Annotated in this window: 18 protein-coding genes; 6 read left to right on the plus strand and 12 right to left on the minus strand. The window is 66.0% G+C overall.

Annotated elements, in window-relative coordinates; genetic code table 11:
- Nucleotide 1 precedes the first annotated feature (1 nt).
- A complete protein-coding gene (locus AS850_RS14740; RefSeq protein WP_119869799.1) occupies nucleotides 2–1,663 on the minus strand; it encodes a glycoside hydrolase family 13 protein in 1,662 nt (553 codons plus the stop codon).
- A gap of 195 nt (nucleotides 1,664–1,858) precedes the next feature.
- On the opposite strand from AS850_RS14740, the gene AS850_RS14745 reads away from it, so the two are divergent.
- From AS850_RS14745 to AS850_RS14765, 5 genes are all read left to right on the plus strand, one after another.
- Nucleotides 1,859–3,268: an outer membrane protein assembly factor BamB family protein gene (locus AS850_RS14745; protein WP_119869800.1), complete on the plus strand. Its 1,410-nt coding sequence runs from the start codon at nucleotides 1,859–1,861 to the stop codon at nucleotides 3,266–3,268.
- A 136-nt stretch (nucleotides 3,269–3,404) separates the two neighbouring features.
- Entirely contained in the window at nucleotides 3,405–4,442 is a 1,038-nt protein-coding gene (locus AS850_RS14750; RefSeq protein WP_119869801.1) for an iron ABC transporter substrate-binding protein, read from the plus strand.
- A gap of 2 nt (nucleotides 4,443–4,444) precedes the next feature.
- Nucleotides 4,445–5,980, plus strand: a complete 1,536-nt coding sequence (locus tag AS850_RS14755) for an ABC transporter permease (protein ID WP_119869802.1) — start codon at nucleotides 4,445–4,447, stop codon at nucleotides 5,978–5,980.
- Entirely contained in the window at nucleotides 5,977–7,050 is a 1,074-nt protein-coding gene (locus tag AS850_RS14760) for an ABC transporter ATP-binding protein (RefSeq protein WP_119869803.1), read from the plus strand. The genes AS850_RS14755 and AS850_RS14760 overlap by 4 nt, the downstream gene beginning before the upstream one ends.
- An 85-nt stretch (nucleotides 7,051–7,135) precedes the next feature.
- Nucleotides 7,136–7,855 (plus strand): hypothetical protein, encoded by a 720-nt coding sequence (locus tag AS850_RS14765; protein WP_119869804.1) that lies wholly within the window; start codon nucleotides 7,136–7,138, stop codon nucleotides 7,853–7,855.
- Nucleotides 7,856–7,906: 51 nt separating this feature from the next.
- Here AS850_RS14765 and AS850_RS14770 read toward each other — a convergent pair whose 3' ends face one another.
- The 9 genes from AS850_RS14770 to AS850_RS14805 form a co-directional block, all read right to left on the minus strand.
- On the minus strand, nucleotides 7,907–8,140 hold the full coding sequence (locus AS850_RS14770) for a hypothetical protein (RefSeq protein WP_119869805.1): 234 nt from the start codon (nucleotides 8,138–8,140) through the stop codon (nucleotides 7,907–7,909).
- A 451-nt stretch (nucleotides 8,141–8,591) separates the two neighbouring features.
- Nucleotides 8,592–9,101 (minus strand): Pycsar system effector family protein, encoded by a 510-nt coding sequence (locus tag AS850_RS14775; RefSeq protein WP_119869806.1) that lies wholly within the window; start codon nucleotides 9,099–9,101, stop codon nucleotides 8,592–8,594.
- A 6-nt stretch (nucleotides 9,102–9,107) separates the two neighbouring features.
- Nucleotides 9,108–9,827 (minus strand): adenylate/guanylate cyclase domain-containing protein, encoded by a 720-nt coding sequence (locus tag AS850_RS14780; RefSeq protein ID WP_119869807.1) that lies wholly within the window; start codon nucleotides 9,825–9,827, stop codon nucleotides 9,108–9,110.
- Complete coding sequence (locus tag AS850_RS14785; RefSeq protein ID WP_123955545.1) at nucleotides 9,824–10,588, minus strand: adenylate/guanylate cyclase domain-containing protein; 765 nt, start codon at nucleotides 10,586–10,588, stop codon at nucleotides 9,824–9,826. The genes AS850_RS14780 and AS850_RS14785 overlap by 4 nt, the downstream gene beginning before the upstream one ends.
- A 159-nt stretch (nucleotides 10,589–10,747) precedes the next feature.
- Nucleotides 10,748–11,371, minus strand: a complete 624-nt coding sequence (locus tag AS850_RS14790; RefSeq protein WP_119869809.1) for a recombinase family protein — start codon at nucleotides 11,369–11,371, stop codon at nucleotides 10,748–10,750.
- 886 nt (nucleotides 11,372–12,257) lie between these two features.
- Nucleotides 12,258–12,545: a transposase gene (locus tag AS850_RS14795; protein ID WP_164088479.1), complete on the minus strand. Its 288-nt coding sequence runs from the start codon at nucleotides 12,543–12,545 to the stop codon at nucleotides 12,258–12,260.
- 125 nt (nucleotides 12,546–12,670) lie between these two features.
- The gene (locus tag AS850_RS16350; RefSeq protein WP_123955546.1) at nucleotides 12,671–12,862 is read right to left on the minus strand and encodes a hypothetical protein; all 192 of its coding nucleotides are present in this window, start codon (nucleotides 12,860–12,862) and stop codon (nucleotides 12,671–12,673) included.
- A gap of 14 nt (nucleotides 12,863–12,876) precedes the next feature.
- On the minus strand, nucleotides 12,877–17,409 hold the full coding sequence (locus tag AS850_RS14800) for an RHS repeat-associated core domain-containing protein (RefSeq protein WP_123955547.1): 4,533 nt from the start codon (nucleotides 17,407–17,409) through the stop codon (nucleotides 12,877–12,879).
- Between the two features lie 405 nt (nucleotides 17,410–17,814).
- Nucleotides 17,815–18,261 (minus strand): hypothetical protein, encoded by a 447-nt coding sequence (locus AS850_RS14805; protein ID WP_119869812.1) that lies wholly within the window; start codon nucleotides 18,259–18,261, stop codon nucleotides 17,815–17,817.
- A gap of 347 nt (nucleotides 18,262–18,608) precedes the next feature.
- Here AS850_RS14805 and AS850_RS16355 point away from each other — a divergent pair, with 347 nt between their 5' ends.
- Complete coding sequence (locus AS850_RS16355) at nucleotides 18,609–19,028, plus strand: hypothetical protein (RefSeq protein ID WP_123955548.1); 420 nt, start codon at nucleotides 18,609–18,611, stop codon at nucleotides 19,026–19,028.
- 320 nt (nucleotides 19,029–19,348) lie between these two features.
- Here the strand turns inward: AS850_RS16355 and rbsD are convergent, their stop codons facing one another.
- Both rbsD and AS850_RS14820 read right to left on the minus strand, forming a co-directional pair.
- The gene (gene rbsD / locus AS850_RS14815; RefSeq protein WP_119869814.1) at nucleotides 19,349–19,753 is read right to left on the minus strand and encodes a D-ribose pyranase; all 405 of its coding nucleotides are present in this window, start codon (nucleotides 19,751–19,753) and stop codon (nucleotides 19,349–19,351) included.
- Nucleotides 19,750–20,628, minus strand: a complete 879-nt coding sequence (locus tag AS850_RS14820; RefSeq protein ID WP_119869815.1) for an NAD-dependent epimerase/dehydratase family protein — start codon at nucleotides 20,626–20,628, stop codon at nucleotides 19,750–19,752. The genes rbsD and AS850_RS14820 overlap by 4 nt, the downstream gene beginning before the upstream one ends.
- Nucleotide 20,629 lies beyond the last annotated feature (1 nt).

Below are 20,629 nucleotides of genomic sequence, written 5' to 3' on the forward strand. Positions count from 1 at the left end.
GTCAGTCGGCGTCGACCACGATCCAGGCCGTCGTGTCGGCCGGCAGACGGTCGCCGTCGAGGGCGCCGCTGGCGATGACCACGCGACCGGCGGGCAGCTCCACCGACTCGACACCGAAGTTCGTCACGGAGACCCAGCCGCCGGGGCGGCGAAAGGCGACGACCGACTCCGGCGCATCGATCCAGGAGAGCTCCTCGGCGGTCTGGAGTTCGTGTCGGAGAGCGAGCGCGCGACGGTAGAAGTGGAGGGTGGAGCTGTCGTCGGCCTCCTCCGTCTCGACCGAGTAGTCGCCCCACCAGACCGGCTGGGGAAGGTGGGAGTCGCCCGAGCCGAAGCCGAACGACGATCCCTCCGTCGTCCAGGGCAGGGGCACGCGGCACCCGTCGCGGCCGATCTCGACGCCGCGGTTGCGGAAGAACGCGGGATCCTGCCGCTCCGACTCGGGGATGTCGACGACCTCGGGCAGACCGAGCTCCTCGCCCTGGTAGAGGTAGGCGCTGCCGGGCAGCGCGAAGGCGAGCAGGCTGACGGCGCGGGCCCGGGCGACGCCGAGGTCGCGGTCCTCCACCTCGGAGGTGCCTCCGGAGAGCAGCCACTCCCTGCCCTCGCCGCCGCTCGGCAGGCCGTAGCGGGAGGCGTGGCGCACCACGTCGTGGTTGGAGAAGACCCACGTGCTGCTCGCCCCCGACTGTCCGGCCAGGGCGAGGTTGTCGCGGATGATCGTGCGGAACTCCTCGGGATTCCAGGTGGCGCGGAGCAGGTCGAAGTTGAAGGCCTGGCCCAGGCTGTCGCGGCTCGCGTAGCGGACGCGCCGATCGGCGGGCACCCACGCCTCGGCGACGGCGGTCAGCGGCGGCGAGTAGCGGTTGAAGAGCTCGCGCCATTCGGCGTAGACCTCCTGCACGTCGTCGCGGTCGCTCAGGGGGTGGTCGCCGACCGGGAAGAGCGTCGGGTCGGCCAGCTCGGCAGCGGTCGGCAGGGGCTCGGGGAGGCGCTTCGTCAGCGCGTGGGCGACGTCGATGCGGAAGCCGTCGACGCCGCGGTCGGCCCAGAACGCGAGGGTCTTCAGGAAGTCGTCGCGGATCTCGCGGTTGGCCCAGTTCCAGTCCGGCTGCTCCTTGGCGAACATGTGGAAGTACCACTGACCGTCGGCCACGCGGGTCCACGCCGGACCGCCGAAGGTGCTGGTCCAGTCGGCCGGGGGCAGCTCGCCGTTCTCGCCGAGGCCGTCGCGGAAGATGTAGCGGTCGCGCTCGGGCGATCCGGGCCCCGCGGCCAGCGCCTCCTGGAACCAGACGTGACGGTCGGAGCTGTGGTTCGGCACGATGTCGACGATGAGCTTGAGCGATCGGGCGTGGAGGGCCGCGACGAGCTCGTCGAACTCGGCGAGCGTGCCGATGCGCGGATCGACGTCGCGGTAGTCGTCGACGTCGTATCCGCCGTCCGCGAGGGCCGACGGATAGAAGGGGCTCATCCACACGGCGTCGATGCCGAGGCCCTTGAGGTAGTCGACGCGCGACAGGATGCCGCGGAGGTCGCCGACGCCGTCGCCGTTCGCGTCGGCGAAGCTGCGCGGGTAGATCTGGTATACGGCGGCCTGGCGCCACCAGTCCGCATCGGGACCGAGGAGAGCGTCGGAGGGGGAGAGAGTGGTGTTCGTCATGACTTTCTTCTTCGGTCGTCAGCGGTGAGCGGCGCTTCGGGAGTGGCGCGGCTCAATAAATTTAGACTGTAAATCTAAGTTCGGGTCCATTATCGGCGCGCGATTCCGACGCGGTCAAGTGCGCGGCGCGCAGTTGTTGCCTTGGTCGCGAAATTCGTGCGGACAGTGCAACGAGTTCCGGCCTAGGGTGACGCCATGACCGGTGATCGGATCCACTGGAACACACGTCGACGTGTCGCCGCGGGGCTCACCACCCTCGCCGCGACCGCCCTCCTCGCCACCGTCGGGGCGCTCCCCGCCACGGGCGCGAGTTCCCCGCCCATCCAGGACGTGACCACCTGGGCCGGCTATCACGCCGACCAGGCGCGGACCGGCGCGATCCCCGCGAACTCGGGGATCTACCCGTCGCACACGGTCTGGAACGCGAATCTCGGCGGGGCGGTCTACGGCCAGCCGGTCGTCGCCTCGGGTCGGGTCTACGCCGCGACCGAGAACGATCGCGTCGTGGCCCTCGATCCCGCCTCCGGAAAGATCATCTGGTCGCGCTCGGTCGGCACACCGCTGACGAACGTCGCGGCGACGGCGGGATGCGGCAATGTCGACCCGCTCGGAATCACGAGCACCCCGGTCGTCGACACCAGGACCGGCACGCTGTACGTCGTGGCGGAGCGCGCCACCCACGACGCGAACATCGTCCAGCACCGCCTCGTCGGCATGAGTCTGGCGACCGGCGCGGTCACGCTGCAGCGCGACGTCGACCCGACAATGCCCGCCGGCGAGAAGCAGGTCAACCTGCTCCAGCGCACGGGGCTCGCCCTCGCGAACGGACGCGTCTACGTCGGCTTCGGCGGCAACAACGGCGACTGCGGCAGCTACCACGGCTGGGTCGTCAGCGCGGCGACCTCCGGCGACCCCGCCCTCAAGACCTTCGAGGTCGCCTCCGACGGCGAGGGCGGCGCGATCTGGATGGCAGGAGGCGCTCCCGCGGTCGACGCGGCCGGGAACGTCTACGTGACGACCGGCAACGCCAACCCCGATCCGCCCCAGGGCGGTCCCGACCCGAAGCTGTACACGGAGAGCGTCGTCAAGCTCTCACCCGACCTCCGGGTCCTCGCGTCGTACAAGGATCGGATCGCAGGGGGCGACGCCGACCTCTCCACCGGCAACCCGGTGCTCCTCTCGGGCGGCCGCGTCTTCTCGGTCGGGAAGACCGACGTCGCCTACGTGCTCCGCCAATCCGACCTGACCCAGGTGGAGTCGATCTCCGGGGTCTGCGGCAGCGACCCCGACGGTGGCCCGGCCTACGACCAGGCGACCGACACGGTGTTCGTCCCGTGCCGGGGCGGCGGCATCCAGCCGGTCGATCTCAAGACGAAGACCGTGCGCCCGAAGCTCACCGGCGTCAACGGCGCCCCGATCCTGGTCGGCACGCAGATCTGGGCGGCTCAGTACCCGCAGGGCACGCTCTCGAGCATCAACTCGGTCTCGGGGAGCCACCACCTCACCATCACCATCGGCTCGACGCTGCCGCACTTCGCGACGCCCAGCGCCGGGCTGCGCCACCTCTTCATCGGCACGACGACGGGAGTGGCCGGGTTCCACTGAGCGACGGCGTCGGGCCGAGACGGCTCCGGATCGTTCGCGACCTCTCGGAATCGAACGACCGCCCAGGCGCCGCACGGGCCGCTTCATTAGTGTTAGGCAAGCCTTCCCTACACCGCCTGACACCCGAAACGGATCCATGAAGCTCTCGCGTCTCGCCGCCGTCCTCGCCCTCCCGACCGTCGCCGCGCTCGTCCTCGCCGGTTGCGCGGCGAGCCCGGCCGCCTCGACGGGCGGCTCCATCAAGGGCCAGACGATCACGGTCTACAACGCTCAGCACGAGGAGCTCACGCAGGCGTGGGCCGACGCGTTCGAGAAGGAGTCCGGCGTCAAGGTCGTCCTCCGCAACGGCTCGGACTCCGAGATGGCCAACCAGATCGTGCAGGAGGGGCAGGCGTCCCCCGCCGACGTCTTCCTGACCGAGAACTCGCCGGCGATGTCCCTCGTCGAGAAGGCCGGTCTCTTCGCCGACGTCGACGCGGCGACGCTCGACGCCGTGCCGTCCGAGTACCGACCGAGCACGGGCAAATGGACGGGGATCGCCGCCCGCTCGACCGTCTTCGTCTACAACACGAAGCTGCTCAGCGAGAGCCAGCTGCCGAAGTCGCTCGACGACCTCGCGACTCCTGCCTGGAAGGGCCGCTGGGCGGCGTCGCCGAGCGGTGCCGACTTCCAGGCGATCGTCTCCGCCTACCTCGACCTCAAGGGCAAGAGCGCGACGCTGGCGTGGCTCAAGGCCATGAAGACCAACTCCGTCGCCTACCAGGGCAACTCGACCGTCATGAAGGCCGTCAACGCGGGCGAGATCCCCGGCGGCGTGATCTATCACTACTACTGGTTCGGCGATCAGGCCGACGGCGCCCAGAACAGCGCGAACACGAAGCTGCACTACTTCAAGAACCAGGATCCGGGCGCTTTCGTCAGCGTCTCCGGCGGCGGCGTGCTGAAGTCCAGCAAGCACGCGGAGGCGGCGCAGGCGTTCCTGAAGTTCATCGTCGACAAGGGCGGCCAGGACATCCTGCAGACCGGCACCAGCTACGAGTACCCGGTCGCGTCCGACGTCGCCGCGAACAGCAAGCTCCCCTCCCTCGCGTCGCTCGAGGCCCCGAAGATCGACCCGTCGAAGCTCAACAGCACCGAGGTCACCGATCTGATGACGGAAGCCGGGTTGATCTAGCGGTGACCGCTCTCACGGCTGGTCGGCGCCGCGCGCCGACCGGCCTCCTCGTCACGGTCGGGGTCGTCGTGCTTGTCACGCTGATCCCGATCGGCTTCGTCGTGTCCACGGCGATCCAGACGGGGTGGGCGACCCTCGGGCCCCTGATCTTCCGGCCGCGCGTCGGCGAACTTCTGCTCAACTCCATCGGCCTGCTCCTCCTGGGCGTTCCGGCGTGCATCGCGATCGGCGTCGGCGGGGCGTTCCTCGTGGAGCGGACGACCCTGCCCGGGCGGCGCGTGTTCACGATCCTGCTGGCCGCACCGCTCGCCGTGCCCGCGTTCGTCTCCAGCTACGGCTGGGCCAGCGCCGTCCCGTCGATCAGCGGCCTCTCCGGCGGACTCCTCATCACGACGCTGGCGTACTACCCGCTCGTCTACCTGCCGGCCGTCGCGACGCTGCGGCGACTGGACCCGGCGCTGGAGGAGACCGCGAGGTCGCTCGGCCGCGGCTCCTGGTCGGTGTTCTTCTCGGTGATCCTGCCGCAGCTCCGTCTCGCGATCTGGGGCGGCGGCCTCGTGGTGGCGCTCCACCTCCTGGCGGAATACGGCGCCTTCGCGCTGATCCGCTTCGACACGTTCACGACGGCGATCGTCGTGCAGTTCCAGTCGACGTTCGCCGGGCCCGCGGCGAGCGCGCTGGGCGGGGTCCTGGCGACGCTGTGCCTCGTGCTGCTCGTCGGCGAGGCGGGGACGCGGGGGCGGGCGCGGTACTCGCGGGTCGGCTCCGGTTCCGCGCATCCTGCGACCCGGATCCGCCTCGGCTGGGCGGCGGTGCCGTCGGTGCTGCTCCTCGTGGGCCTCGGCGTGCTCGCCCTCGGGGTGCCGCTCGTGAGCCTCGGCCACTGGCTGTCGGTCGGTTCGCCGTGGTCCGACCCCGACCTGCTGACGACGTTCGGTCAGACGGCGTTCCTCGCCGTGGGCGGCGCCGTCCTCACCGTCGTGCTGGCACTCCCGCTGGCGTGGCTGAGCGTGAGGTTCCCGACGCGGATCTCGCGCGTGCTCGAGGGGTCGAGCTATCTCGCGAGCAGCCTGCCGGCGATCATCGTCGCGCTGGCGCTCGTCACCGTGACGATCCGGCTGGTGCCGTCGCTGTACCAGACGTACTTCACCGTGTTCCTCGCCTACTCGCTCGTCTTCCTGCCGCGAGCGCTCGTGACGCTCCGGTCGGGCATCGCCCAGGCCCCGGTGCTGCACGAGGAGATCGCACGCTCGCTCGGGAAGTCGCCGCTCGTCGCGCGGCTCCGGGTCACGGCTCCTGCGGTCTGGCCGTCGATCGCGGCGGCGGCCGCCCTGGTCGCCCTCGGCGCCGCGAACGAGCTGACGGCGACGCTCCTGCTGGCGCCGACCGGCACGCGCACCCTCTCGACGCAGTTCTGGTCGGACAGCACGAGCCTCAACTATTCGGGTGCGGCCCCGTACGCTCTTCTCTTGATCGCCCTGAGCATCCCGGCGGTCGCCATCCTCTTCACCCAGACCCGCCGAACGGCGAAAGCATGAGCACCCTCGAGATCTCCCACGTCGACATGTCGTTCGGCGGCGCCCCGATCCTGCGCGACGTGTCGCTGACCGTGCCCGACGGCACCCGCACCGCCCTGGTCGGCGCGAGCGGCAGCGGCAAGAGCACCCTGCTCCGCCTGATCGCAGGATTCGAGACCCCCGAGAGCGGGACCATCACGGTGGGTTCACGGCCGGTCGCCGGCCCCGGCACGTTCGTCCCCGCGCATCGGCGCGGCATCGCCTTCGTGGCGCAGGAGGGCGCGCTCTTCCCGCACCTCACCGTCGAGCAGAACATCCGCTTCGGCCTGCCGCGCGGAGCGTCCCGTCGCCTGCGGATCGACGAGATCGCCGACCTGGTCTCCCTCGACCGTGGTCTCCTCGAGCGGTTCCCGCACGAGCTCTCGGGCGGACAGCAGCAGCGCGTCGCCCTCGCCCGCGCTCTCGCCCCGTCTCCCGGGGCGCTCCTCCTCGACGAGCCGTTCAGCGCTCTCGACACCGGTCTCCGGGAATCCACCCGGGCGGCGGTGATCGACGTGCTGGAGGCCAGCGGCGTCACCACGGTGCTCGTCACCCACGACCAGGAGGAGGCGCTGTCGTTCGGCAGCCAGGTCGGCGTCCTCGAGGGCGGCCGGCTCGTGCAGGCAGGAGCCCCGGCCGACGTCTACTCGTCGCCCGTCGACCTCGCCACGGCGCGGTTCCTCGGCGAGGCCATCGTGCTCCGCGGCCACGTCGACACGACTCGCGCCTGCGTCTCGACGGCGCTCGGCGACCTGCCCGTGGAGCACGATCGGCGCACGACGTCGGGGGCGGGAGCGTCGGCCGTGCTCCTGCGCCCCACCCAGCTCAGCGTCTCGGAGCCGCGCGACGGGCTCGCCGCCGCGACCGTCGCGTCGCTCCGTGCCGCCGGGTCGATGGTCACCCTCGACCTCGACTGCGGTCGGGGCGCGCAGGAGCCGCGGGAGACTCTCCGGGTCGAGGTCACGCCGTTCGTCGCCCGCGGCCTCGTGCCCGGGCAGGCGGTCGGAGTGGCCGTGGCCGGTGGGGTGACGGCGTACGACGCGGTCGGTTGACCCCGTGATGGCGTGCGGCACTTGACCCGCTGGTGACTCCGGCTCAGAATCACGACATCGGGTGTCGTTTCTGAGGGGGAGTCGAATGAAGGCCAGAGCCGTTCGCACCGGCGTGTTCGCGGGGCTCGGGGCCGTCGCCCTCGTCGCAGGCTTCGCTGTCTCGACGCAGTCGGCGCAGGCCGACGCCGTGCCGCCGACGGCCGCCGAGCAGCACGCCATGAGCCTGCGCGCCGACTCCGGTTTCGAGCACGACCTCGCCTTCGTGCGGAAGCTGGAGCGCACGCCGGGCCTCGACGAGAACTGGCTGGGCATCCCGCTGACGGCGCAGGAGGCGGGGCAGATGGCGGCGCGCGAGGGGACGGCCCCCGTCGTCGCGGCCATGACGACGGAGCTCCGGTCGCGTGCGGACTTCGGCGGCGCGTGGATCGTCCAGGAGGGGAACGGCGGCGTCGCCGTGGCTCTGACCGCCCCGCCGTCGGACGCGGTGCGGGCCGAGGTCGCGCGGCTCGTGCCCCACCGGTACTTCACGCGGTTCGTGCTGGTGAAGCGGGACCTCGCGTCGCTGGAGGATCTGGCCGCCCGGATCTCCGCGTCCCCGACCCGCGATGCGAGCGGCGACCCGTACTGGACGTCGGTGGGCGTGCGAGAGATGTCGAACGTCGTCGAGGTGCGGGTGGTCGATCGGAGGCACGCGGACTGGATCCGCGCGCACTACGCCGACGACGGGCTGTCGGTCATGGTGGCGCCGGCGCCGGTGCCGCTCGCGGCACGGGTCGTCGCCCGCGGTGCGGACAGCGGCCGCTAGCGGATCACTCGGGTTCTGCCGGAACCGACATCGATCTCGACTCCTGGGAGATCACCCGAGTCGCGGTGTCGTCTCGATGAGAAAGACTCCACCGAGGATCATGAACGCGGCGCCGAGAAGACCCAGGAGGACGGGCGAGTAGAACGCCAGCGGGACCATGCCGTTGGGCCGGTCCGCCTCTGCCCACTCGATGGACCGGTAGATCCGGTTCCGCAGCAGGATCACCACGAGGCCCACGAGAAGCAGACTCGCCCCGAGCACGATCAGGAAGGGCCGGTCAGACACGCGAAACTCCCGAAGGAGGGCTGATCGAAGTTTGATTCATCCGAGCGACGCCCCTACATCGCGCGCGTCCAACACCTTTCGCGACTTTACGAAACTTCACGTCAGGATCGCCAAACCCTCGGTAGCCCCGTCAACTTGGAAGTCAGCTAGGAACGGGCCTAGGGTTCCAAGGCGAATGCTGTCGAATTGTTGACTATTCGTGCGCGCAGGCCGCACAACCAACGCTCGTTCCTCGTTGGGCGCGCGATCCGGATGCCCGCGATCATGGCGATGCCCGTTACCCCGTATGGTCACGATGCTCAGTGGGTGGGCGTGTCCTGCACCTGCCAAATTAGTGCCACAACGGATGCGATTCGGCACACCTAGGTTTTGGCACAGGTGGGTGCGCGAAATGGAGCTCTTGTGTCCTTCAAGCTAGGTTTCATCGGCAGCGCGGCTTTGGAGGAGCGCCTCAAGCGAACCGGCTGGAGACGAGGTACGCGGCGAATACAACCCCGCTCGCCATCGTGAATCTGATTGACCAGGTGACTGCTACGTGCTTCTTCCACGAGACGACGGCCGCTTGGATGATGTTCCGACTTAGCTGAGGAAGCAGATCTTCGTTGCGGAGCGATGCTTCAAGATTCGTCGCTTCCCAGTGGCAGGCGTGTCCAAAGTAAATGTGGTTCGACAGCGACTCGTGCTTTGCATCCTTTGCCCGAAGTCGTGGTGCCACGCCGATTGCTGAAGAGATCGATCCGGCCAGAATCAACACGCTGCCCAAGATGAACAGGACGATCAACCACCAGTGACTGAAATGGTGAAAAACCTTGTCCGCGGAGAATAAAGCGACGACTGCAGCGATCACTGCTGAATCGAGTCCGAAAGCGAAGGCCGCTTTAGCGTCAGCTTTCGCCGTCCAGTCAAGCTGGGCGTCGTGAATCTTCCACGCGTTGTCGATGGCGCGCTCCTGCTTACCCATGAAAATTTAGAGCTTCCATCGGTAGGAGGTGCGGTAGTAGTTCTTGTCTTCACCGCCGAGCTTCATGGAATAGGGACCCTCCCACATGTTCACGCCGCTTGAAAGTCGCGTGTCGTCGTTCAACAACGCGTGGGCTCCTGCGCCGATTCGGATGGTGTAGTTGCCGTGACGCTCATCGCTCAGCTTGGCCGCAAAATTTGCGTTCCGGCCAATTGACACGAGGTCGTCATTGTCGCGGATGCCAGCTCGAATAAGAAGCGCCTCGCCATTGGCGATACCGATGGCTCCTTGAAGCTTCCAGCCGCTGTCCTGGAGGGACTTGAACTGCGAGCGAAGGGCAGGCTGAACTAGGGCCTCCACGGACCACTTGATTTTCATGGCGGCTTTGACCGCCCGGATGGCCCTGTCGGGTCCGGCGAAGACTCCCATGACCCGATCTCCATCGAAGCTGCGAATGTAGCCGTCGTGAGCTCGAATGACTCGTACGGCGACTTGTAGGTAGGCCTTGAAAACTCGTGCCACTGTTTCAGGCGGATGATGCCTCACGAGTCCCGACGAGTCGATCATGTCGGCGTACAGATAGACGCTTTGCAGATAGACGCCACCTGAGTAACCGATTTCGGAAGATTTTGGCACTTTGTCGTTAGACAGTTGTTGCTTGCTCGTGCTGAGGGCAGTCTCCACCGTCGATTTGATCTCACGTTCGACATCGTCCTTAAGCGTCATTCGTCCTTCTCCGGTTCTCTTGCCACAGCGCTGCCTCGGAAAGAGGTGACATTGCCACCGATGTTCAAAAACTGGCTGTCCGTCCAAAGGCTTTTGCCCAGCTCGTCTTTCCACGTGTCCCCGAACGAGTGCATCCAGGTGTAGTCGTCGATAAACGTACTTTCAGCCCTGTCTCGGATCTCGCTCAACTTGGCAGCGACGTTGGGTGCAGCGCCAATGGAAACGAGGTCGTTGTCGTTCCGTACGCCGCCGCGAATAAAGAGAGCGTCGCCAGTCGCGATGCCGGTCGCATGCCTGATCGCCTTTTTCTCCTCCGGCCACTGAGAGAAATATCCGGCGAGTGGGCTGATCCAGCTTGCGACGGCCCAGATAATGGCGAAGGCAGCGCGGATCGCTCGCTCTTCTTTGTTTGCCCCGTAAAAGACACCCATCACCCGGTCGCCGTCGAAGCTCTTGATCTCACCTTCTTGCCACTTAATGGCAGCACTCGATGAGTACAGAAACGCCTTGACGATTCCGGCGGCGTCAGTCTGGGGGAGGTTCTGCCCTAAGAAAGACGACTCCGCGAGATCCGAATACAGGAATGTGGCCTGGATGCTTGTACCGTTCCTGGTGCCCAGGCCCAGGCTTTCGGTCGACGGGATCTTGCGCCCCTCCGTCACATTCCACGGCAAGATCAGGAAGCTCGACGTCTCGTTGATGATGTCTTCCCTAATTCCCAATCTCGCAGCCCCCTTAATTGTGTGGCCAAGCGTAGCCATGACCACCGACGCTTGCGCTTACAACCGGGTTCTTCGCCCCATAACCCTATGGTTCTAAACCGTCCCACCGGCTGACTTCCCGATTACGCGGTATCGGGCCTCCCGTGTCCCGCAACCATGTGCCGAAAGCTGTCGAGTGAATCTTGTCGCGGTCGACGGTTATGACACGGTCGCCGCAGGTGCAGGTGCAGGTGCACGTACCGTCCGGGCGGTATGCGCGTTCTGGTGTCGGTAGAGCGTCGGTCGGCTCCACCCCACGAGGCTGGCGGCTTTCTCGGCGGTTTTCCCTTCGGCTCGAGCTGCGGCCACGATTGCGAGTTTCTCGGCGACCACGGCCTGGTCGGTGTTCGGTAGGCCGAACTGGGTGCCCGCTTCTTGAGCGACGGCGACACCAGCGCGGACTCGTTGGACGATGAGTTCGCGTTCGTATTCGGCGAGGGTGGCGAGCATGTTGAGCATGAGCCGGCCGGTCGCTGTGGCTGGGTCGATCCCGTCGGAGATGGAGCGCACTTGGATGCCGCGGTCGCGAAGTCCCGAGACCGTGTTGAGGACGTCGAGTAGGGAGCGACCGAATCGGTCGATCCGCCACACGACGAGGGTGTCTCCGTCGGTGGCGTGTTCGAGGAGCTTCCGCACCCCGGGCCGGTCGGCGGCGTTTTTCCGTCCCGATGTAACGTCGGAGAAGTCGTCCCGCTTTTCGACCCCGATAGAGAAGAGTGAATCGATCTGAAGTTGCGGGTCTTGGTTGGTGGTGCTGATGCGGGTGTAGCCGAGAAGCCTCATCCGGCCAACATGTCTCAGAAACCCCTAGAAACAGGTCGACACGACGAAAAGCGGTGAGACAACATTGCGAGACAATGACGTGGTCCCACGATTCGGGTCAGACGCGGGGGAGTGGCGTCGACCGTGACTGATTATCAATGGGCGGGTGAGACGTCTCGAAAACCTTTAGTTATCCGAGACGCACCTGGCTGCTTCAATGCCCGAATGAGATACCGTCACCGGAATAGGCGTCGGACCACCTATCCGAGACAACTAGGTCCGCTTGGGCCCGGGGAGTGGTCGGAGCTGGCGAGCGTCCGGTCGACCATCGCCTAACGAACGGGGAGCGACTCAGATTCTCATCGAATGAGCGAGAGAGAGTCGCGAGACCTCGTAACGAGAGTGAATTAGTCGTCTGAGTCTGAGCGTCGCCGACCGGAGGACGCCTCAAATGTGAAACATAAACTCCAGGACACTACTGCCAAACACGCTGTGGCGATGGTTAAGCTAATCAGAATTCCGAGGTGCCAATGAGTCAGAGCGTTGATCGTGACCCCCATTATTGAGAGCGCAGCAGCGAATGTCGCCCATCGATCAAGCCGTGCGGCCAGAAGATTCCGTGGCTTCCATCGGATCATAAATCTTGTTTTGATTCCTGGCCTCCCTTCGGAGAAATTCGATTTAGCTTATTGATGCTGACTTGACAGCGAAAATGCGGCTGTCAATATGATCCGTATGGGATGCTACTCGGCAGCTCGTTGGGGAACGGGACGATCCCATGTCGACACGGGCGCGGCAAACCATTTGTAGTGTTCCTACGGCGTCGAGCAGAGGACCCTGCACGCCACCGCGACCGGCACCCTTATCGGGGCACCTGTCGCGGCCATCTCGCGGCTGAGCGGGAACACTAGTTTCCCGGCAGGTTCGCCTGCGATAAATACGGCGCCGCCCACCGCAACACCCCGTTCTCCTGCTCGAGCAACCGAATCCGCTTCTTCGCCTCTCGAAGCTCGGCACGATCCACGTCGGTCAGGCCGGACCGATGGTCGTCCTCAATATCGGCCTTCTTCGACCAGTTCGTCAGCGAGCCCGCGGAGATCCCGAAGTCCTTCGCGATCTGGGCCAACGGGGCCAGGCCTTTAAGGGCCACTGCGACGACGTCGTCACGGAACTCTCTCGGATAGGGCTTTGCCACGAGAGACATCCTTCCAGCGAGAACGAATCGTCACAGTTCAGACATCAACCAAACCCGGGCAGACGCGGTTGGGGCCAATCAGGCCCGGCTTCGTCCGGCCATGTCACATGGTCGCAGTCGGCATGTCAGGCCCCGTTGCCGCGGCCCAACGCCAGCGCCCCGGCAATGATGAAGGCCACCCCGGGGATAACAACAGCGCCGAGATACACCATCTTTACCGCTACCTCATTTGGGCTAAAGATCAGACCTGCGATACCGAAGAGAACAAAAAATACTCCTAAACCAATAGCTAGCTTGGGCCTTTTGACATTGAGCACTGGTTATTCCTCGATCAGATGAGCGGCGGGTCGAAGGGGTTTTCACCGACCGTAGCGTTACCGACAGCGCCGCCGAGGACGTTGCATGCCTCAGCAGCCCCGATAGCACCGACGCCGCCGGTTGCGGCTCCGGCAATACCCTCGCAAGCTATTCCGGTAAGCGTACCAACGACCGTACTTACTGCGAACTTTGCGATGGTCTGGGAATTTCCAGAGCTGATCGCCTGCCCCAGCCCGAAGAGGGTGTTGCCAAGACCAAGAGCAGCACGACCACTGATTGCTCCAGTCGGATCGGAACCGTTAATGGGGTCGCCACCCGCAAACTGATACCGGTTGGCATTTTGAGGGTCAAGGGGTGCGTCAAGGGTGTCCCTCTGGGTCCAGGTGCCGGTGAAGGCGTTGTACCAGCGTGCTCCGAACTTCACCAGCCCGGTTGCCCGGTCTGCCAGGCCGTTCTTGAAGAGGTACGGGTTCTGTGTGTACCCATTCCCGGTACCAGGGGTGAGTGTTCCGGCGCCGTAGGGGTCGTAGGATTCCCGGAATGCGGGTCCGGATCCGTCGGTGGTGAGGCCGGCGATGTTGCCGAGGCCGTCGTTGATGTAGAGCGCTGCGGTGCCGGTGGAGGTGGTCAGCATGACCGCCTGCCCCGTCGTCGGGTCGGCGTACAGGTGGGAAGTCGCGGACCCGTTCTGGTAGGTCGCGAGCCCGTTGGCGCCGTAGCTGTAGTTGACCGTGGTGCCGCCGGCGGTCGAGGACGACAGGAGCGCGTTCTGTGCGGATCCGGCGTAGGTGTAGGTGGTTTTGGTGCCGTTGATGGTCGCGGAGGTCATCTGGTTCGCCCCGTTGTAGGTGTACGTCGCCGTCCCCGTCCCGTCGGCAGTTTTGCCGGCGAGGAGGTTCCCGTTGGCGTCGTAGGTGAACCCGGCCACCGTGAGCTGGTTGGCCTCGTTGTAGGTCAACGTCTGGTTCTGGGTACCGTTGGTCGTCGTGGCCGTGCGGTTGCCGTTTTTGTCGTAGGAGTACTGCCAGTCGGTGTTCCCGGCGTTGCCACCGGTCTGCTTGACCCGGACGATCCGGCCGCTCGTGTCGTAGGAGTAGACGGTGGTCTGCTGCCCGAGGACATCGAACGCGGACTGGATTTTCTCGCGGTCGTAGAGCGGGTTGGTGCTGCAGTTGGTGGGGTCAGTGTTGCCGGTGACGGTCGAGTCCGCGTGGCAGTAGATGGTGTCGAACGTCGGGTGCGTCGGGTCAGCCGACGTCCACGACTTAATCTCCTTGACCCGCCCAGTGCTCTGGTCGTAGATCGTCTGGTAGCGCACCGACCACGTCGCCGGGACCGTTGCCGGGTCCGGGTTGGTTCCGGTGGTGTCGACGTTGGTGTCGGTGTAAGTGGCGGTCCCGCCGAGCCATTCGTCGATACGACGACCGTGGCTGTCGGTGGCGTAGTTGACGTAGGAGTAGCTGCCCGCCTTGGGGTACTTCGTCACCTCGAGGACGTTGGAGTCGTCATAGGTGTTCGTGTAGGTGCCGAACGAGTCCGACGAGGACACCTGGTTCGAAGCCTTGTCGTACGTGTACGTCTCCGTGTCACCGCCGGCGGAGTTCCGGGTGGTGAGAAGACGCCCGAGCTGGTCGTACGTGTTCGTCACCGTGCCCGTCGCGGACGCTTCGGTGAGCTTCCGGCCAGCGACGTCGTAGGTGTCGGTGACCGTCCCGGTGCCATCGGAGAACGACGTCGTCAGAAGCCGGTCGTCGTTGTCGTACGTGTACGAGGTGGTGACCCCGTTCCCATCCGACTGGGACGCAACCCGACCGAACGGGTCGTAAGTGAAGTGGTTCGCACCAAGACCCGCCGACCCGTTGGCCGTCGTGACCGTCACCGGGGTGATCGTGTCGAGCTGACGATTCGCGTCGTAGTGATACGAGGTCTTGTTCTGGGTGCCGGCCTGCATCGGAGCGGTGGCGGAGTACACCTGGCCGTCGTTGCTGCCGTCGCCGTTGGGGGTGCCGCCGCCAACCTTCGGGGTGTTGCGCACGATGCTCGCGGTCGACCCATCAGGTGCCGCGTTGGAGGACGAGTTTCCAAGCCCGTCATAGCCCAGGGTCGACTTGTTGCCAGCGTCATCAGTCGAACCAGTGACCGAGTACTGCGTGTTCGCGGCAGCCGAGCCATAAGTCGCGGACGACGACGAACCGCCCGGCGTCTGCGCCTTCGACAGCGACTGACCGGCGTTGGCGCCGTACGTGTTCGTCGACGTCGTCGACCCGGACCCGGAACCCTCCGTCGAGGTGGTGGGGGCGAACCCGTTGACGGAGTTCGTGTACGTCTTGCTGCGGGTGCGACCGACCGGGTCGACGGTCTTGGTGACGAGGTCGTTGGAGTCGATCGTGTACGTCGTGTGCGGCACCGACCCGACCGTCGCCGCGGTATCCGTGTTCGGCCCGGCAACAAGAGTCTGCGTGTCCGAGGTGTAGCTCAGGCGCGTCGTCGATGTGCCCGGGGATCCCGCGGTGGTGTTCTGCTGGTCGACCTGCGCGACCCGGTGGGTGGCCCCGTCGTAGGTGAACGATGTGACCGCGCCGGTCGGGCCGGTGATCGACGTCAGGTCGTGACCGGTGTACGCGAACGTGGTGGTGGCGCCTGCGGCGTCGACGAAGGTGGTGAGGTTGTTGGCGGAGTCCTTCGACCAGGTGACCTGACGGTTCGAGGACCCGGACGTCTGCGACACGGTCGTCGTCAAGGACCCCTGGTCGTACGCGACCGTCGCGGTCTTCGCACCGGCGGAACCGGCGCTCGAGACGACAGCGGTCGGCTGGTCGTTGGCGTAGGTGACGCTGACCTTGTTCTTGTTCCGGTCGACGATCGACCCGCCCTCACCGTTGCGGCTGAAAGTGATCGTGGAGTTGCTCGACCAGAAGTTCATCGAGTACGAACCCGCGTCCGCCGTCAGGGTCGCCTGGAGTCCCTGCGGCGACTGGTACGTCATCACACCGTTGACAAGGGCGGGCGTGAACTGCCAGGTGGAGCCGTCGGCGGCCGTGTAGACGATCCCGGCACCGTTCTGCGACAGGCTGCCGAGACTCGCAAGCCCCATCGTCCAGTTGTTCGCCGACAGGTCGTAGGGGTACCCGGTCTGCCAGCCGAGCGAGTTGTAGGTCTGCCCGATCGACGTCTTCGACCCGATCGCAGGCAAAGTGAGACCCCCGGTGGAGACCATCAGGTTCCCGGTGCCGACATCGACCTTCGCCGTCACCTGATCGCTCACCCCGAAGGTCAACGCCGTCTGCGACGGGCGGGAACCGGTCTGGTTGGTCTTCGTCGGCCCGTTATCGAGGAGCGAGTACCAACCCTCGACGTCGAGGATCACGTTGATCGTGCCGTTGGACACGTTCGTGATCTTCACCGCCCCGTCGGAACCGAGCTTCACCGTGGAGAACGCGGTCGTCGTCGTGGAGGCGTAGTACTGGATCGCATCCGTCCCCGCCGTGGAGTCGGAAGCGAACAGCGGTGCGTGGCCCTGGGCGCTGGTCCCGGAAATGACCGACAGGTTGACCGCGGCGTCGGTGATCCCGGTACCGGCGGCAGGGACCCCGTTGGTGCCGGCGACCTGGATCGTCCGGGTGGCGCCGGCAGCGATCGGCTGCGACGGCGACTGCGAGTTGTACACCCGAGCCGTCCCCGGCGTGAACGCACCCGCAACCGCGGGCCCGTTGTTCTTGACGAAGTACCCCTGCACGGCGGCGGACAAGCGCACCCCGGACGAGGAGCCCATCGACAGAGTGATCTGACCGTTCGCGGGAAGAGTGACCACGGTGGTCCACTCGATGTTCTTCCCCGCCGGCCAGTTCAGGCCCGTGCTGCGGACGCCGCCCGCCGGGTAGGCGTAGAGGTAACCGGGGTCGGTGCCCTGGTTGCTCTCGATGACACTCAGCACCACCGCGGACGCGTCCGAGGGGACCTGCGAGGTGCCGCCGACCTGGAACGTCGTCGACTGACCCGTCGTGTAAGAGGTGTTCCCCGAGTTGAAGACCGAGGTCGCGCTCGTCGCGACGAACCCACCCGCAGCCGGGTCACCGTCCGTGTAGTAGCCCTGCACGTTGATGACCAGGTCCGCAGCCGAGGTGACCTGCACCTGGATGTTCCCGTTCGCCCCCACCGGGAGGACCGCCGCGTTGGCGATCGAGTTCGAGCTGTCGTAGGTCATGTACGGGGTGGAGGTGTTGGGCGACGTCGCCGAACCCTGATCGGCGTGGATGAAACCCGCGGACGTCTGCCCGGAGATCGTGAACGTGATCTGGACCGCGGAGATGCCGTCGGTCGGCAGCGACCCGGCTCCCTCGATCGGGATCTGGTACCAGTGATTCGACGTCAGCCGGGAGTTCGGGAGGCCCCCGCTGCCGTTGGTCGACTGCGCGATGCGCTGCGTCGCTGGCACGTAAAGTCCGCCCGTCCCGGTCGCTGCACCAGCCGCGTGAGCGGGAGCGGGGACTGCGATCAGGAAGGCGGCGAGAAGAGCCAACCCGAGGCCCAGCGCGAGAGCGCGCATCGAAGCCAAGCGAACGAAAACCACCGAGTGACGCATCACGGAAACCCCAGAATCCCCTACGAAGATCCCGACGATCTCCCCGAGCAGAGACTATTCGTAGGGAGCAAAACTGCGACCCACGCAGAAATCCTTGGCAATCGAGACACTCTTGATCGCCGTACCCCGAATCGATCGTCGAGGCGAGAGAGCAGCACTGCACCTCAGGCAAGGCAAACTTATTTTCGTACCCCACCTCGTTGTGCTTATCCCCAGTCTTGACCCCCGAACTGGGGTCGACAGACTCGTGCGCTACCTAGTCGGAATAGCGCTTTTCGGATAGCAATTTGGCGGACCGAAGCCTCAGTTGTTTCATCAGCCCCTTCACGAGCGCTTAGGCGCAGCGTCCTTGGGCAGCTCTAGGCCGTACTACCGTGGCGCCCAGGAGTGGAGGATGTCGAGGATCTCAGACGAGTTCCACGTCGCGGGCGTCGTCATCAACCGGTGCCGACCGAGCGGCCGAGACAGGCTACCCGTGAGCGGGAGTGTCGTGATGTGGGTGAGCCCGCGTTCCCAGGCGTGAACGAGAGCTGGCTGGATCTCGGCGCGGATCGCGCACAGGGCCGAGTTTGCCGCGGCTTCTCGCCAGGCTTCGTAGGTGTCTGTCGCGAAGATCTCCGGGTATCGATCCGACCAGGCAACCGGGAGTGCGGACTGCGCTCTCTGCCAGGCGGCGAAGTAGGCGCCGACACCGAGTTTTTCGACATCGAAATCGTCGAAGTCTCCGACGTGAGCCTCTCGGCTCGCCCACGAGGCGAGCCACTCGGTGGCGACGCTCGCGAGATCGTCAGGGACAGGGACTGCTGCTGCCGGCACGGGGCGGTGAGTTCCCGCCTGATGCCCAGAGCGCCGGGGAGCTCCCACACAGCCGCTGAATAGAGGAGGGGGAAGAACTCGAAGTCGTAGTTCTCGAAATGGATCGCCATCCCCTTGGGCCACTCGCCATCGCTGGGCCCAACTGCATCTACGTGCACGGGGTTCCGTTCTTCAGGAGGCTGCGGTCTCACCAGGAGTTGATGACGACGGCCGGTGCGGGGGGCATGATCCCTGCCGTCACATTTACTTAGACATATCAATCACTAATTTGATATGTTTTAGCCTTACGATCAGGACATCACGGTGGAGTTCGGTCAGTTCGGAATCGAGGAAGATTTATGCGAAGAATGACGATGCTTGCGGCATCCTGCCTTGTCGTCGTTGCGGCTCTGGTCGGCGCGAATGCCGCAACAGCCGAGGCCACAACGACAATCTCGAGCAGCACGCCAGCAGCCCCAGCCGCGATTTCGATCCATCAGCGCGAGGCGGCCGGACAATATGTCTTCTCGTGCGTGCTGGAGAACGGTCGCGTCATCACTCTCGGAACATCGCAGCCGAAGAAGGGAGCGTGCAAGGGGTGGATCCAGGTGCACATCGGCGGCAAGCAGATCGCGAGTATCAACACGGGTGGCAAGCTGGGTCCCGGCGACACCGTGAGCTGCCTGGCTGGCACCGGAGTGTTCCTCGTGACGGCCTTCTCCGGGCCCGTCGGCTGGTCGACCGCAGCCGGGCTCATCCTCCTGGGCCTGGGATGTTCAGGCCATTGACCGAGCAGCCATTTCGGGCCGGTCCGCGATGAGACGCCCCACACCGCCCAACGTCCTACGGAGTGCTGCTTACGTCGCTCTTGCCGTGGTGTTCCTCACTTGGCAACCGTTCGACGGGCTCCGCCTTGGCGGCGGCGTCCTGTTCGGAGCGGCCGGGATCTGGGGAATCGCCTTCTCCCTGATGACCCGCGAGCGGCGGCGACGCAGCAGGAGGGAGCGGCCTCGCCACTGACACGGCCGACACCCAGAGCGGGCGGCGCCGCGAGCCGAAGCCCGCCGTGCCGCCCGCATCCTGCCCGCAGCGGAGCCGCGTCGTCAGCTCAGAACGGCGCCGCCGAGAACAGCATCACGTTCGAGTAGGGCGTGTACTCGCCGGTGCGCACGACGGCGCGGGCCGAGTGCGTGAGGGCCTTGAAATCGGTGTGGGGCACCAGTTCGAGCTCCACACCGGACTCCGCCAGCCGCGTCCGCAGGGTCTCGAGCTGCTCGGGGCTCTCGTCGGCCATCTCGGCCGACGCCACGGCACGTTCGACGACGAACTCGTCGAGGACGGCCGACAGCGTCCCAACGAAGCTCGGCTCCCCCGGACGCCAGGCCAGGTCGACGCGCTCGACCCCCGTCGGGATGGGCAGGCCGGCGTCCGCGACCACGAGGCCGTCGGTGTGACCGAACTCGCTGAGCACGCGCGAGAGCTGCGGGTGGATGATCCCGGCGGTGGTCCTCACTTCTTGTGGCCGTCGGCGTCGAGGTAGTCGCGCCACGAGCGCTTCGGCGTCCAGCCGAGGACGCGCTGCGCCTTCGCGGTCGAGATGCCGGAGGCGTCGACCCGGTCGAGCGGGCGCAGTTCGATCTTGTCGCCGTAGTACTGCTTGAGCACGGCGGCGAAGTCGTGGCCGCCGACGTTGTCGGGCGAGGCGATGTAGAAGACCTCGTGGCCGGGGAGGTCCGACTCGGCGGCGAGCACGATGGAGTCGGCGAGGTCGTAGACGTCGATGTAGCTCCAGAGGTTGGGGCTGAGGACGCTGGCGTCGCGGATCTGCGGGCCGAGGTTCTGCTCGTAGTTGTCCTCGTTCTGGACCCAGCTCGGGCGGATCGAGATGACCTTGATGTCGGACCTCTCGACAGCCGCGTTCATCAGCTGCTCGCCGAAGGTCTTCGACAGCGCGTACGGGTCCTGCGGGTGCACGGGGTGCTCCTCGTCGACCGGGGCGTAGTCGGGGAGGAAGGGGCGCTCGGGGAAGAAGAAGCCGGGCACCGTCTCGCTGGAGATGTTGACGAACCGCTTCACGCCGAAGCGGACGGCCGCCTCGAGCACGTTGAACGTGGCCATGAGGTTCGTCTGGAAGACGACCTGCGGCGGGTTCCCGGTGGGCTCCGGGATCGCGGCGACGTGCACGACGACGTCGGCCCCGCGGACGACCGCGTACGCCTGCCCGGCGTCGGTGAGGTCCGCCATCTGGTACGCGGCGGATCCCTCGGGCTTGCGCTCGAAGCCCGGGCGGGTCAGGTCGACGGCGAGGACGTCGTGCCCCGCGTCGAGGAGGGCCTGGGTCGCGGCGCGGCCGACTTTCCCGTGGGCTCCGGTGATGACGATCTTCATG

The organism is Frondihabitans sp. 762G35, from assembly GCF_002074055.1.
Lineage (GTDB): Bacteria > Actinomycetota > Actinomycetes > Actinomycetales > Microbacteriaceae > Frondihabitans.

What these genes read in the sequence shown, in the direction of transcription:
- AS850_RS14740 (WP_119869799.1), bottom strand. Translation starts at nt 1,663, where the DNA reads ATGACGAACACCACTCTCTCCCCCTCCGACGCTCTCCTCGGTCCCGAT.
- AS850_RS14745 (WP_119869800.1), top strand. Translation starts at nt 1,859, where the DNA reads ATGACCGGTGATCGGATCCACTGGAACACACGTCGACGTGTCGCCGCG.
- AS850_RS14750 (WP_119869801.1), top strand. Translation starts at nt 3,405, where the DNA reads ATGAAGCTCTCGCGTCTCGCCGCCGTCCTCGCCCTCCCGACCGTCGCC.
- AS850_RS14760 (WP_119869803.1), top strand. Translation starts at nt 5,977, where the DNA reads ATGAGCACCCTCGAGATCTCCCACGTCGACATGTCGTTCGGCGGCGCC.
- AS850_RS14765 (WP_119869804.1), top strand. Translation starts at nt 7,136, where the DNA reads ATGAAGGCCAGAGCCGTTCGCACCGGCGTGTTCGCGGGGCTCGGGGCC.
- AS850_RS14775 (WP_119869806.1), bottom strand. Translation starts at nt 9,101, where the DNA reads ATGGGTAAGCAGGAGCGCGCCATCGACAACGCGTGGAAGATTCACGAC.
- AS850_RS14780 (WP_119869807.1), bottom strand. Translation starts at nt 9,827, where the DNA reads ATGACGCTTAAGGACGATGTCGAACGTGAGATCAAATCGACGGTGGAG.
- AS850_RS14785 (WP_123955545.1), bottom strand. Translation starts at nt 10,588, where the DNA reads ATGGCTACGCTTGGCCACACAATTAAGGGGGCTGCGAGATTGGGAATT.
- AS850_RS14790 (WP_119869809.1), bottom strand. Translation starts at nt 11,371, where the DNA reads ATGAGGCTTCTCGGCTACACCCGCATCAGCACCACCAACCAAGACCCG.
- AS850_RS14800 (WP_123955547.1), bottom strand. Translation starts at nt 17,409, where the DNA reads ATGCGCGCTCTCGCGCTGGGCCTCGGGTTGGCTCTTCTCGCCGCCTTC.
- AS850_RS16355 (WP_123955548.1), top strand. Translation starts at nt 18,609, where the DNA reads ATGACGATGCTTGCGGCATCCTGCCTTGTCGTCGTTGCGGCTCTGGTC.
- AS850_RS14820 (WP_119869815.1), bottom strand. Translation starts at nt 20,628, where the DNA reads ATGAAGATCGTCATCACCGGAGCCCACGGGAAAGTCGGCCGCGCCGCG.